This window comes from Candidatus Thioglobus sp., assembly GCF_029243085.1.
In the GTDB taxonomy this organism is placed as follows: Bacteria; Pseudomonadota; Gammaproteobacteria; order PS1; family Pseudothioglobaceae; genus Thioglobus_A.
This window is the reverse complement of the sequence record NZ_JAQWSS010000039.1, coordinates 1-12,150: the sequence shown is the minus strand read 5'-3', so window position 1 is coordinate 12,150 and position 12,150 is coordinate 1. Positions and strand designations below refer to the sequence as shown.

The window sequence follows — 12,150 nt, the reverse complement described above, 5'->3', positions numbered from 1 at the left end:
TCAAGATCTACAAAATTTGGTAAATTTTCATTAATTTGGCGAACAGGATCATTTAAAAGAGTTTTAATACCTAGTAAATCTGCTTTTGCAGCTAATCTTGAGCCAACATTGCCAACGCCAATAATACCAAGTGTTTTATTTTGGTAGTTAAAATCGTGTTTGTTTGCAAGATTAATAATAGTACCAATAACAAATTCAGCAACCGCCATAGAATTGCAACCTTGTGCTGAGAAAAATTCAATATTATTGTCTGCAAGATATTTTTGATCTACATGATCAAGTCCTGCAACTGTAGACCCTACAAATTTAATTGTACTATTTTTAAGCAGTTTTTGATTGACTTTGGTGCGTGAACGCACTATTAATATATCAGCATCTTTTACAGAATCGGCATCTATGTCTCGACCAGGGATGGCAATAATGTCACCAAATTGTGAGAAGATTTCGTTGTACGCATAACATGCATCATCGATTATTAATTTCATAACTACCAGTTGATTTGTTGTAAATTGTTCATTTTAAGATATTCATTGGTTTTAGAGAAATGTTTACAACCAAAAAAACCCTTATAAGCAGAAAATGGAGAAGGGTGGGATGCGGTTAATACCAAATGCTTATCTGTATCAATCAATTCGGTCTTTTGTTGAGCATACGAACCCCATAAAATAAATACTAGATTTTGTTTATGATTGCTCAATAAATGAATGACTGATTCAGTAAACTCAACCCATGGTGTCTTTGTGTGAGATCCTGGTGAGTTTTTTTCTACAGTTAGACTGCTGTTAAGTAGTAAAACACCTTGCTTGGCCCATCTTTCCAGATTACCACTATTATTAGGGCTAATATTTAAGTCTGATTCTAGTTCTTTATAAATGTTGGCTAAAGAGGGCGGGATTTTGACATCATCTGGTACAGAGAAGCTTAGGCCATGAGCTTGATGAATATTATGGTAAGGGTCTTGCCCAACAATAACCACTTTAGTCTTAGCAAAGCTACTAAGTTCAAAAGCCTTAAAGATTTGATTTTCAGGCGGAAAAATCGTAATGTTGTTGCGTTTTTGATAACTTATAAAGTCTAATAAGCGATGAAAAGAGTCACGTTTAAATAAAGGGTCTAGATGACTAGACCAGTCATTATTTATAGTCCTGCCCACCACAATCGTAAACGATAACCCAGAGTGGTTACGTAACCTACTTCAGTAAATTGAATTCGGCCTTTTGGATTAATAAAGAAACTACTGGGCGTACCTTTAACACCAAACATTTTAGAGATTGAACCAGATTGATCATTGATGAGATTATCTAGTTGCATATTGTTATCTTCGGCATAAGTTTGAAGTTCTAAGTCAGAACCTGATTGAATGGCAATATTAAGCACTTTGTAATCTTTTGAAATAGCCTGAATGTTATCATTTTCTAACTTGCATACTGGACACCAAGTTGCCCAAAAATGTATTAAAACCCCTTGATCAGGCATTGGATTGGAGCTTATTACTTCGCCACTTAAGGTTTGAGAACTAAAACTTGGCACTAAACCTGTGGTTAGATCTTGTTGTTGATAGGCGCGAATAATAAAAATGGCTAAAATAACCATCATCATTTGCATGATGGTTTTTCGGCTTGGTCGTTTAATTTGCATAATGAATATTATAACTTAAGGATTACTATGACTGATTGGATACAGCGATGGAAAAATGGAAAAATTGGTTGGCATCGGGATCAGCCAAATTCTAAATTAATTGAGTTTATTGATTGTTTATTTTTAAAGAAGAATGATCTAGTGTTTGTTCCTTTATGCGGAAAAAGTGTAGATATGCTTTATTTGATCAAACAAGGTTACAAAGTTATCGGTGTAGAGTTAAGTGACATTGCAGCTCAGCAGTTTTTTGAAGAGAATAAGATAGATTATTCAATTAGAAAATCAGATAAATTTACCATTTATTCTGCAGCAAATATCCAAATCTATTGTGGTGACTATTTTGATCTTACTTATTTGGATTTAACCTCAGTAGTGGCGGTTTACGATAGAGCGTCATTAATCGCATTACCATTAGCATTAAGGGAGAGGTATGCGGCACATTTATACTCTATAATATCTACTGGTTGCAGGGTGTTATTGTTAACATTGAACTATCCGCAATCACAAATAAGCGGCCCACCGTTTGCTGTTAATAAAGAAGAGGTGTGGTTGCTTTATAAAACCGGGTTCGATTGTCAACAACTACAATGTTTTAATGACCTAGAGAACGAACCTAAGTTTCAACGTGAAAATGTTGATTATATTGAGAAGGCAACTTATTGTTTGCGTAAAAATTAAGAGGAAAAATGGCTAATAAAATTAAAGGCGTGGTAGCTCAATTTGGCACCAAAGGGTATGGATTTATTACAGGTGATGATGGTGAAAAAATATTTTGTTCATCAAAAGAATATTTTCAATAAATCGCGCCTAAAAGCAAACACGCGCGTTATATTTAATTCCGAAGAATCTGAGAAGGGTCTGGTTGCAATTAATGTTGAGCTTGAAGATGGTGCTCAAATGTTAAAATCATCCGCACGAACTCAAAGCATGTCTTCGGTTAAAAAGACAACTGGCTTATCTGATGGCACAATTAAGGCTGCTTTGGCAATTTTATTCATTGCTCAAGCAGTTGTTATTTACAAAGTATTTTTTACAAGTGTTGCCGGCTAAATGAAAAAAGTTCTTTTACTTTTAGCGTTGCCTTTATTTTTAAGTGGGTGTTTTTCAACACCCGCAGTGACTGTTAACAATATTTGCACGTTAATGGATGAAGAGGTTAGTTGGTATCATTCAGTTAAGGCAGCTGAGAAAAAATATGGTGCACCAGCCCATATCTCGTTAGCAATTATGTATCAGGAATCACATTTTGCATCAGATGCAAAACCACCAAGAGAAAAATTATTTGGCGTGGTTCCTTGGTTCAGACCTACCACAGCTTATGGTTTTGCTCAGGCCAAGGATGAAACTTGGGATTGGTACCAATTAAAAACTGGCAATCATAGCGCTGATCGTGATGATTTTGATGATGCAGCTGATTTTGTTGCTTGGTATATCAGTCAATCTGCAAAACTTTCTGGTATTTCGAAATCGGATGCCTATCATCAATATTTGGCATATCATGAAGGTCATGGTGGTTTTAACAAAAAATCTTATAATAAAAAACCTTGGTTGAAAAAGATAGCCACTAAAGTGAATAACAATGCCAAGCGTTACAAGCAACAATTGCAACAATGCTCGGCAGAGTTAAATAGTAATAGAATTTGGAGATTGTTTTAATGTCTAGTTGGTACAAGGTGCTTAATCAGCCACCTAAAGAAGGCACAATGGTAGCTGTTGAAGTTGAGGGTTTAAAGCTTTTCGTCACTCTAAATGGCGGTCAATTGTATTGTGCTGAAAATCGTTGTCCTCATGAGGATATCGAGTTGACTTTGGGCTGTCTTAAAGGTAATCGAGTTAAGTGCTCATTACATGGCTATAGTTTTGATTTAGATACTGGTGACAGTTCAGAGGATGATGTTGACCATATGCTAACCTATCCGGTTAAGCAAAAAAATAACGAAATTTATATAGAGGTTTAATCATGAGTACAGATTCTCAAGCGCTAATGAAATCCATTATTCAACGTGTGGCTACAGGCCCAGATCTGAGTAAGAATATTGATTTTGAAGAGGCTAAGGGTGGCATGCAAGCTATTTTGCGAGGCGAGATTGACGATGTCCAATCTGCTATCTTTTTAATTGCTTTACGTATGAAGCGTGAAACTATGGAAGAAAATGAGGGCATCTTGGCAGCAATATTGGCTGAGAGTGACAAACAAGCAGTGAATGTTGAAGACTTAGTGGATTTAGGTGATCCGTATAGTGGCTATAATCGCTCTATTCCTATTTCATCATTTTTACCTGCTGTTTTGGCAGAACTGGGTTTACCAACAGTAATTCATGGCCTTGATGCGGTAAGTCCTAAATATGGACTAACGCACAGACATATAGCGCAAGCAATGGGCTTGGGTGTTGATCATTCAACAGCTGAAGCCAAGGCGAGATTAGAAGACAGTTCTATCGGTTGGAGTTATATTGACCAAGCAAGTTATTGTAGTGGTTTGCACGATATGGTGTCATTGCGTGATCGAATTGTGAAGCGTACTGTGGTTAATACTGTAGAAACATTAATCGGCCCATTGCGTGGCAAAAAGACACACTCTATTTTGGGTTATGTGCACAAACCTTATCCGCCAATTTACGCTGATTTGGTTAAGGCGTCTGGAATGGATACAGCGTTGTTAATTCGAGGTGTTGAAGGTGGTGTTATTCCATCTCTACGCCAAAAAGGTTTGATGATATCGTATGAAGGTGATATAGAGCAGGATCGTGTCGATATTGAGCCTGCTTCATTAGGTATTGAGCAAGACATGCGTGCCATTTCATTTCCAGCTGAAATGGACGTACATAATGATATTCCAGCTTTAGCAGAGCATACAGTTAGATTGGGAAAGGCAGCACTTTCGGGTGAAAAAGGCATGTTCTATGATGGCTTAGTTTTGGCAGCATCGCTGGTTATGTGGCATACCAAAAAATCGAATTCATTAGCTGCAGCAGCAGACCTTGTTCGAGTTGCCCTTGATTCAGGAAAAGTGTTGAATCGCCTTCGATAACTAGCAAAGTTTAAAGTATGGTATGCTAACCCTAGGATAAACATTCTTAGAGGAATATGAAAGCATCAGACTTGTTTGTAAAAGCACTAGAAAACGAAGGTGTTGAATACATATTTGGCATTCCCGGGGAAGAAAATCTAGATTTTCTGGATTCTTTAAAGCATTCATCCATTAAATTCATCCTTACTCGACATGAACAAGCTGGTGCTTTTATGGCGGCAACTTACGGTCGTTTAACAGGCCGAGCTGGTGTGTGTTTAGCGACACTGGGTCCGGGCGCAACAAATCTAGTTACTGCTATTGCTTACGCACAATTGGGCGCTATGCCAATGGTTGTTATTACTGGTCAAAAGCCGATTAAAGAAGGCTTACAAGGTAAATTTCAAGTGTTAGATATTGTTCGGATGATGGAGCCTTTGGTCAAAGAATCTAATCAGGTTTCTTACGGACGTCAGATTCCTGGTCTAGTACGTGGCGCCTTTAGAGTTGCTGAAGAAGAGCGACCTGGTGCAGTTCATATAGAGCTTCCTGAAGATGTTGCTAGAGAAGATGTGGAGAATGATACGGTTTTCTCTAGACAAACTATTCATCGTGTTTTTGCAACAGATCAGGCCATTAATAAAGCAGCAGAGGTTATTAGATTGGCGAAAAGACCTTTGTTGCTAGTTGGTGCCGGTGCAAATAGAAAGCGCATTAGAGAGCCTCTATCTTATTTTTTAAGAAAGACAGGTATTTTGTTTTTCAATACTCAAATGGGTAAGGGTGCACTGAGTGGAAATGTTGATAAATTTATTGGTACTGCGGCATTTTCTTCAAAAGATTATGTACATGAGGCAATTAAGAAGGCTGATCTAATTATTAATGTTGGCCATGATATCGTTGAAAAGCCCCCTTTCATCATGCAAGGTGACCAACAACAGGTGATTCATATAAATTTTTATTCAGCTGAATTTAAAGATATTTATTATCCACAAGTAGAGGTGGTTGGCGATATTAGCAACTCTATTACTCGACTAACAGATAATTTAAATGAGTGTTTTGCTTGTGACACTAGTTGGGTTGATAAGATTCGTGAACGCACTAAAAATGCCATTCATTCTTTAGATGCTGATATTTCATTTCCAATGTTGCCGCAGCGTGTGGTGGCTGACGTTCGGAAAGTAATAGATGATGACGGCATTGTTTCGTTAGACAATGGCATGTTTAAATTATGGTTTGCACGTCATTATCATACGCGTCAGCCCAACACTTTATTGCTTGATAATGCTTTAGCAACAATGGGGGCAGGTCTACCTTCTGCGATTGCTTGCGCCTTGATGTATCCTGAGAAGCAATCATTAGCTGTCTGTGGGGATGGTGGTTTTATGATGAATTCACAAGAATTAGAGACGGCAATACGCCTTAATCTTGACCTGGTTGTATTAATTTTCAATGACAATGGTTATGGCATGATTAAATGGAAACAAATTGGGCAAGGGTTAGAAAACTTTGGCTTAGATTTTAATAATCCTGATTTTGTTAAGTATGCTGATAGCTATGGTGCAATTGGCCACAGGATAATGTCGAGCGACGAATTGATTCCAACATTGGAAAATGCTTTTAAAACAGGCGGTGTGCATGTGATTGATCTACCCATTGACTATTCGCAAAATACCAAAACATTGCTAGATGATTTAAAGCAATTTGATAATTAAAGGAGGGTTTATGTCACAAAATACATTAGTGGTCAAACAAGCCTATACAGGAGTGACCTTAAAAGAGATTTCTATGCATGACAGCGCAGCAATTGAGCACATGCTTGACCGTGCTTATGAGTTGCACCAATCTGGCGCTTTACCAATTTTTAAACGAATTAGTATTTTGCAGAAGCTATCAGTGTTAGTGGCTAAGGAGCATGAAGTATTTTCACAGTTGATTGCCAATGAGGGTGGTAAGCCGATAAGGGATGCGCGCGTTGAAGTCACCCGTGCAGTTGATGGTATTCGTATTGCTATTGCTGAAATTCGCAGTATTAATGGTGAAGAGGTGCCAATGGATCTGACCGAAGCCGGTACAGGTAGAAAGGCATTTACTATTCTAGAGCCTATTGGTGTGGTGGTAGCTATTAGTGCATTTAATCATCCTCTTAACTTGGCAATTCATCAAATTATTCCTGCAATTGCAGCGGGCTGTCCAGTTATTTTTAAACCTTCATCGTCAACACCATTGTGTGGCTTACATTTGATGAAGCTTATAATTCAAGCCGGACTACCCGAAAATTGGGTGCAAATCGCACTAGCCAATCGAGAAAATTCTGAAACATTAGTGACTGATCCGCGTGTCGCATTTTTTAGTTTTATTGGGTCTGCTAAAGTAGGTTGGTATTTAAAGTCAAAGCTTGCACCTGGCACACGCTGTGCATTGGAACACGGAGGTGTTGCGCCACTTATATTTGACTCATGTCAGGATGAGGAAGCTTTTGTTAGTGGCGTGGTGAAAGCTAGTATGTACCATTCTGGCCAAGTTTGCGTATCTGTTCAAAGAGTTTATATACAGAAAGACAAGGCGGAATATTTGGCGAAAAAAATTGCCCATGTTGCCATGACCCAAGTTGTGGGTGATGCTACTAACGAGGATTCAGATTTAGGACCGCTTATTTCGGCTAAGGAGACTGATCGGATCGAAACCTGGGTTAATGAAGCGATTGATGAGGGTGCCGAACTACTGTGTGGCGGTAAACGAATCAATGCCGTAAGCTATGAGCCAACCGTGCTATTAAATCCGTCCAAGGAGTCCAAAGTATCTACTCAAGAGATTTTTGCACCTGTTGTATGTATCTATAGCTATTCAAATATTAACGCAGCTATTGAAGCGGCTAATAGTCTAGACGTGTCGTTTCAGTCAGCAGTGTTTAGTCAAGATATGTCTTTGGCAATGGATGTGGCAAAAAAATTACAAGCATCTGCAGTAATGATAAATGATTACACTACTTTCAGAGTGGATTGGATGCCATTTGCTGGACGCAAGCATTCTGGCTATGGGGTTGGTGGCATTGGTTATTCCATGCGCGATATGCTAGAGCATAAGATGCTGGTGATTAAAGATTAATTCTTAAATTGATGGTTGTATAAGCCAGCATATTCACCATTTTGTTCGAGTAATTGCTGGTGAGAACCTTGTTCGATAATATTTCCTTGGCGCAATACAATGATTCGGTCGGCCTTTTTAATAGTTGATAAGCGGTGAGCAATGATAATTGTCGTGCGATCTTTTTGCATTTCATCAATAGCAGCCTGTACTTGTTTTTCAGTAGCAGAGTCTAGAGCAGATGTTGCTTCATCTAAAATTAAAATAGGGCTGTCTTTAGCAATAGCTCTAGCAATGGCAAGACGTTGGCGCTGTCCGCCCGAAAGCTTGGTTCCGTCCTCACCAATTTGTGTATTAAATTGATCGTCCATTTTTTCAATAAAATCAGTAGCATTAGCAATATTAGCAGCATGCTCAATAGTTTTATCATCCATTGCATCTAATTGCCCTAAAGCAATATTACCTCTAACTGTATCATTAAATAGACGTACATTTTGATCCACAAAAGATATTTGCGATCTTAGTGAGTCAATTTCTAAATCTTTAATGTTAACCCCATCAATAGTAATAGCGCCTTGTGAGGGAGAATAAAAACGGGTAATAAGTTGAATAATGGTTGTCTTGCCACTGCCAGTTGACCCGACCAATGCAATGGTTTCACCTGATTTGATATCTAGGTTAATATTGTTAAGAACTGTCGAATCTTCAGAATAACCAAATGAAACGTTGTTAAAGCTAATTGCCCCTTGAGATTTAGTTAAAAGTTTTTTGCCTTGATTTTTTTCCTCGATTTCATCTAATAGACCAAAGACACTTTCAGCTGCTGCCATAGCAGTTTGCAGCGGCTTGTTAATGTTAACTAAGTTTTTAGCAGGCTTAACCAGCATGCCCATAGCAGTAAAAAATGATAAGAATTCACCTGCCGTCATTTGCAGTGAGGTTGAGGAAAAGTACACCACACTACCTAATGATAAACCAATTAAAATATTAACAAAGCTAGTGTTAAGCGCCCCAGTCATGTCAACTTTAAATCGTTGTTGACGAATATTCTTAATGAGATTGTTAAATTTGTTAGTTTCTTGATTTTGCGCATGGTAAATCTTTACCAATGAATTGGCAGAAATATTCTCATCTAATAAATGAGTCATACTACCCATGGAATCTTGAACTTTATTACTAGCACTGCGCATTCGACCAGAGGATAATTTAACAGTGAAGTACACCAGAGGCAAAAGTACAATTAGCGATAAACTTAGTTGCCAGTTTTTATAAAAAAGATAGCCAATGAGAATAATGACAGTCATTGATGATTTAATAAAATCTAGCCAAATAGTCGAGGCGGCAGCAGCAATTTGTTCGACATCAAAGGTAAGTTTTGAAAGTGTTTTTCCAGTTGGGTGTTTATCAAAGTAAGATTTAGGTAGTTTCAATAGCTTGTCAAACATATCAACTCGCAAATCCATAATAACTTTGTTGGACACCCAAGAGCTGGCAGCAGTCGATGTGAGAGCAAAAATGGAGCTTAATGTAATAACACCAAATAATGCGAATGCATAGATAAATGCAGTTTGAGAGTTACGATCATTTGCAAATAGATCATCAACAATGCGTCCAGTTATTTCTGGAATGGAGCTTTCAAGAGCGGTTGCAAGCATCATCATGACAGATACAAAGACAAGCTTGCCTATATGTGGTTTTAGATAGATAAATAGGCGAGAAACAAACTGTCTGTACTGCATATTGCAATTACTTTGTATTTTGATGATCCTTATTATAACGCCTTAGGGTATCATAAGCATTTCAACTTTGTTACTTTTCCATGGCAACAAAATACATCTTTATTACTGGCGGTGTAGTCTCTTCTTTAGGTAAGGGAATTGCATCAGCTTCGTTAGCTTCTATCCTAGAATCTCGTGGTCTTAATGTGACCATGCTTAAACTCGATCCTTATATTAACGTTGATCCGGGTACCATGAGTCCATTTCAACATGGTGAAGTTTTTGTCACCAATGATGGTGCAGAGACTGACCTAGATTTAGGGCATTATGAACGCTTTATTCGTCAACACTTAGGTAAGAAAAATAACTTTACTGCTGGACGAGTTTATGAAAATGTGATTGAACGTGAACGTCGTGGCGATTATCTGGGCGCCACTGTTCAAATTATTCCACACATTACTAATGAAATTAAAGAGTTAGCGCAAGCAGGGGCACAGGGTGCAGATGTTGCATTGGTTGAGATTGGCGGTACAGCAGGTGATATCGAATCGTTACCATTTATGGAAGCCATTAGACAAATGAGTCTTGAGCTGGGCCGTGATAATACTTTATTTGTACACCTTACTCTGTTGCCTTATATAAAGGTGGCAGGAGAATTAAAAACTAAGCCAACGCAACACTCAGTGAAAGAATTGCGTAGTATTGGTATTCAGCCAGATATTTTAATTTGCCGTTCAGAGCATCCATTGCCAGAAGCAGAGCGTGCTAAGATTGCCTTATTTACTAATGTTGCTTCAGATTCTGTTTTTACATCGCTAGATGTGGACACCATTTATAAAGTGCCGCGAGCTTTACATGAACAAGGTTTAGATGAGGTTGTTGTTAAGAAATTAAACCTTGAGTGCAAGCCAACCGATTTAAGCGAGTGGGATCGTGTTATTGAAAAATTGAATACACCAACTTCAAGTGTTGATATTGCTATGGTGGGTAAGTATATTGACTTAACAGAAGCATATAAATCCTTATCTGAAGCATTGTTGCATGCAGGCATTAACACTAGCACAAAAGTCAATATTCATTATTTTGATTCTGAAGAAATTGAAACAAATGGCACAGATTGTTTGAGAGAAATGAGTGCAATTTTGGTGCCTGGCGGTTTTGGTAATCGCGGTGTTGAGGGTAAGATTGCAACAGTGCAATATGCACGTGAAAATAACATTCCTTATTTAGGCATTTGTCTGGGTATGCAAGTTGCAGTTATTGAATATGCCCGCAATGTAGCTGGCATGACTAATGCCAATAGTACAGAATTTAATCAAGATACACCTTACCCAATTGTTGGTCTTATTACTGAATGGCAAGATGAAGATGGTTCTACCCAAACTCGAGATAAAGATTCTGATTTAGGAGGTACGATGCGTCTCGGCGGTCAAGAGTGTCGCTTGGTTGAAGGTACATTATCTAAATCGGTGTATGGCGAATCAGTGATTACTGAGCGTCATCGCCATCGTTATGAAGTTAACAACACTTTAATTGAAAAAGTACAGGAAGCCGGTCTAGTGATTTCAGGAAAATCAATTGATGGCACCTTAGTTGAAATGATTGAAGTAAAAGGTCATCCATGGTTCGTTGCTTGTCAATTCCATCCAGAATTTACTTCAACACCGCGTGATGGGCATCCGTTATTTGAAGGTTTTGTTAATGCTGCCAATGAAGCGCATAACTTAATACTTTCTTCTTAAGTGTTTTCTCAAGCGTTAAAACATTGGGGAAGTGACGACTTTCCCCAATGTTTTAAGCGTGCTTTTGGTGGATTAAATCTTGATGACCTGCCGTTATTTGCATGCTGTACGCATAGCGGAGTAATTGATAAAGATAGTATTAGTGTAACCATTCTATCCAGCTCAGCTGACAAGCAAACAATCCATTTAAAAATCGGTGTATTTTTTTGCGAAATACTTTCAGGGTGTGCTTGTAGTGACGACCCCTCGCAGGCAATGATATTGGAGAATTCCTACTGCGAACTCAGCGTTAAACTTAACCGCAACAATGCTACTTTGAGTTTTAATTAACGCTTTTTGCGTTGCTTAATAAATTTCATTAAGCGGCGTTTTTTAGTCACCTGTCTAGCATTCAATTCATTTTTATTATCTTTAAAAGGATTTTCACCACTTTTATATTCAATTCTAAGAGGTGTATTGGTTAATTTCAGTGCATTGATAAAGAAATTCTTTAAATAACGGTCATAAGCGTTTGGTACATTCTGAAGATGGTTTCCATGAAAAGTAAGTGTTGGCGGAAATACATCTGTTTGATTGACGTATTTAATTTTTAAACGCCTTCCTTTAACCGGAGGTGGTTGGTGACCATGATTGGCCGCTTCTAAAATTTTATTTAGCGTTGAGGTTGAATGTTGTGTGCTAGCATTTTTATAAGATTTGATAATCGGTGCGAACAATTTCCCCACACCAGAGCCATGTAATGCAGAGATGTAATGCACGCTGGCGTAATTAACAAAAGATAATTTAACGTCTAATTTACGTTTAACTTCAGACTTTTGATAATCATCAAGTCCATCCCATTTGTTTAAAACAATTAATAAAGCACGACCTTTATCAGCAATCATGCCTAAAAGTGTAGCATCTTGTTCAGTAACCCCTTCATCAGCATCTAAAACTAAAATAACGACATGGGATC

The 12,150-nt window shown here is 38.0% G+C and carries 14 protein-coding genes; 9 read left to right on the top strand and 5 right to left on the bottom strand.

The genetic code is table 11. From position 1 onward, the window contains the following. The 3 genes from P8M52_RS02285 to P8M52_RS02275 form a co-directional block, all read right to left on the bottom strand. Window positions 1-485 (bottom strand): NAD(P)-dependent oxidoreductase (locus P8M52_RS02285; protein WP_300306728.1); only part of this gene is annotated, 485 nt, incomplete at its 3' end. A 2-nt stretch (window positions 486-487) separates the two neighbouring features. Then, window positions 488-1,153: a uracil-DNA glycosylase gene (gene ung, locus P8M52_RS02280; protein WP_300306734.1), complete on the bottom strand. Its 666-nt coding sequence runs from the start codon at window positions 1,151-1,153 to the stop codon at window positions 488-490. After that, window positions 1,138-1,638 (bottom strand): redoxin domain-containing protein, encoded by a 501-nt coding sequence (locus P8M52_RS02275; protein ID WP_300306725.1) that lies wholly within the window; start codon window positions 1,636-1,638, stop codon window positions 1,138-1,140. Before P8M52_RS02275 ends, ung begins: the two co-directional genes overlap by 16 nt. A 27-nt stretch (window positions 1,639-1,665) precedes the next feature. On the opposite strand from P8M52_RS02275, the gene P8M52_RS02270 reads away from it, so the two are divergent. From P8M52_RS02270 to P8M52_RS02235, 7 genes are read left to right on the top strand one after another with little or no spacing between them, the layout of a single operon-like run. Then, a complete protein-coding gene (locus P8M52_RS02270; RefSeq protein ID WP_300306723.1) occupies window positions 1,666-2,316 on the top strand; it encodes a thiopurine S-methyltransferase in 651 nt (216 codons plus the stop codon). A gap of 57 nt (window positions 2,317-2,373) precedes the next feature. Next, the gene (locus P8M52_RS02260) at window positions 2,374-2,688 is read left to right on the top strand and encodes a cold shock domain-containing protein (RefSeq protein ID WP_363320143.1); all 315 of its coding nucleotides are present in this window, start codon (window positions 2,374-2,376) and stop codon (window positions 2,686-2,688) included. Continuing rightward, a complete protein-coding gene (locus P8M52_RS02255) occupies window positions 2,689-3,294 on the top strand; it encodes a transglycosylase SLT domain-containing protein (RefSeq protein WP_300306719.1) in 606 nt (201 codons plus the stop codon). After that, the gene (locus P8M52_RS02250; protein ID WP_300306717.1) at window positions 3,294-3,596 is read left to right on the top strand and encodes a Rieske 2Fe-2S domain-containing protein; all 303 of its coding nucleotides are present in this window, start codon (window positions 3,294-3,296) and stop codon (window positions 3,594-3,596) included. Before P8M52_RS02255 ends, P8M52_RS02250 begins: the two co-directional genes overlap by 1 nt. A gap of 2 nt (window positions 3,597-3,598) precedes the next feature. Next, a complete protein-coding gene (locus tag P8M52_RS02245; RefSeq protein WP_300306715.1) occupies window positions 3,599-4,669 on the top strand; it encodes an anthranilate phosphoribosyltransferase in 1,071 nt (356 codons plus the stop codon). Between the two features lie 56 nt (window positions 4,670-4,725). Then, on the top strand, window positions 4,726-6,363 hold the full coding sequence (locus P8M52_RS02240; RefSeq protein WP_300306713.1) for an acetolactate synthase large subunit: 1,638 nt from the start codon (window positions 4,726-4,728) through the stop codon (window positions 6,361-6,363). A gap of 10 nt (window positions 6,364-6,373) precedes the next feature. Then, entirely contained in the window at window positions 6,374-7,756 is a 1,383-nt protein-coding gene (locus tag P8M52_RS02235) for an aldehyde dehydrogenase family protein (RefSeq protein ID WP_300306711.1), read from the top strand. Here the strand turns inward: P8M52_RS02235 and msbA are convergent. After that, window positions 7,753-9,474, bottom strand: a complete 1,722-nt coding sequence (gene msbA / locus P8M52_RS02230) for a lipid A export permease/ATP-binding protein MsbA (protein ID WP_300306709.1) — start codon at window positions 9,472-9,474, stop codon at window positions 7,753-7,755. The two genes, P8M52_RS02235 and msbA, sit on opposite strands and share 4 nt — an antisense overlap. 80 nt (window positions 9,475-9,554) lie before the next feature. On the opposite strand from msbA, the gene P8M52_RS02225 reads away from it, so the two are divergent. Continuing rightward, window positions 9,555-11,195: a CTP synthase gene (locus P8M52_RS02225; protein WP_300306707.1), complete on the top strand. Its 1,641-nt coding sequence runs from the start codon at window positions 9,555-9,557 to the stop codon at window positions 11,193-11,195. Beyond that, complete coding sequence (locus P8M52_RS02220) at window positions 11,196-11,525, top strand: hypothetical protein (RefSeq protein ID WP_300306706.1); 330 nt, start codon at window positions 11,196-11,198, stop codon at window positions 11,523-11,525. Here the strand turns inward: P8M52_RS02220 and P8M52_RS02215 are convergent. Continuing rightward, a partial coding sequence (locus P8M52_RS02215; protein ID WP_300306705.1) for a GTP-binding protein occupies window positions 11,522-12,150 on the bottom strand: 629 nt, incomplete at its 5' end. The genes P8M52_RS02220 and P8M52_RS02215 overlap by 4 nt on opposite strands.

What these genes read in the sequence shown, in the direction of transcription:
- P8M52_RS02255 (WP_300306719.1), top strand. Translation starts at nt 2,689, where the DNA reads ATGAAAAAAGTTCTTTTACTTTTAGCGTTGCCTTTATTTTTAAGTGGG.
- P8M52_RS02275 (WP_300306725.1), bottom strand. Translation starts at nt 1,638, where the DNA reads ATGCAAATTAAACGACCAAGCCGAAAAACCATCATGCAAATGATGATG.
- P8M52_RS02250 (WP_300306717.1), top strand. Translation starts at nt 3,294, where the DNA reads ATGTCTAGTTGGTACAAGGTGCTTAATCAGCCACCTAAAGAAGGCACA.
- msbA (WP_300306709.1), bottom strand. Translation starts at nt 9,474, where the DNA reads ATGCAGTACAGACAGTTTGTTTCTCGCCTATTTATCTATCTAAAACCA.
- P8M52_RS02235 (WP_300306711.1), top strand. Translation starts at nt 6,374, where the DNA reads ATGTCACAAAATACATTAGTGGTCAAACAAGCCTATACAGGAGTGACC.
- P8M52_RS02270 (WP_300306723.1), top strand. Translation starts at nt 1,666, where the DNA reads ATGACTGATTGGATACAGCGATGGAAAAATGGAAAAATTGGTTGGCAT.
- P8M52_RS02225 (WP_300306707.1), top strand. Translation starts at nt 9,555, where the DNA reads ATGGCAACAAAATACATCTTTATTACTGGCGGTGTAGTCTCTTCTTTA.
- P8M52_RS02260 (WP_363320143.1), top strand. Translation starts at nt 2,374, where the DNA reads ATGGATTTATTACAGGTGATGATGGTGAAAAAATATTTTGTTCATCAA.
- P8M52_RS02245 (WP_300306715.1), top strand. Translation starts at nt 3,599, where the DNA reads ATGAGTACAGATTCTCAAGCGCTAATGAAATCCATTATTCAACGTGTG.
- P8M52_RS02240 (WP_300306713.1), top strand. Translation starts at nt 4,726, where the DNA reads ATGAAAGCATCAGACTTGTTTGTAAAAGCACTAGAAAACGAAGGTGTT.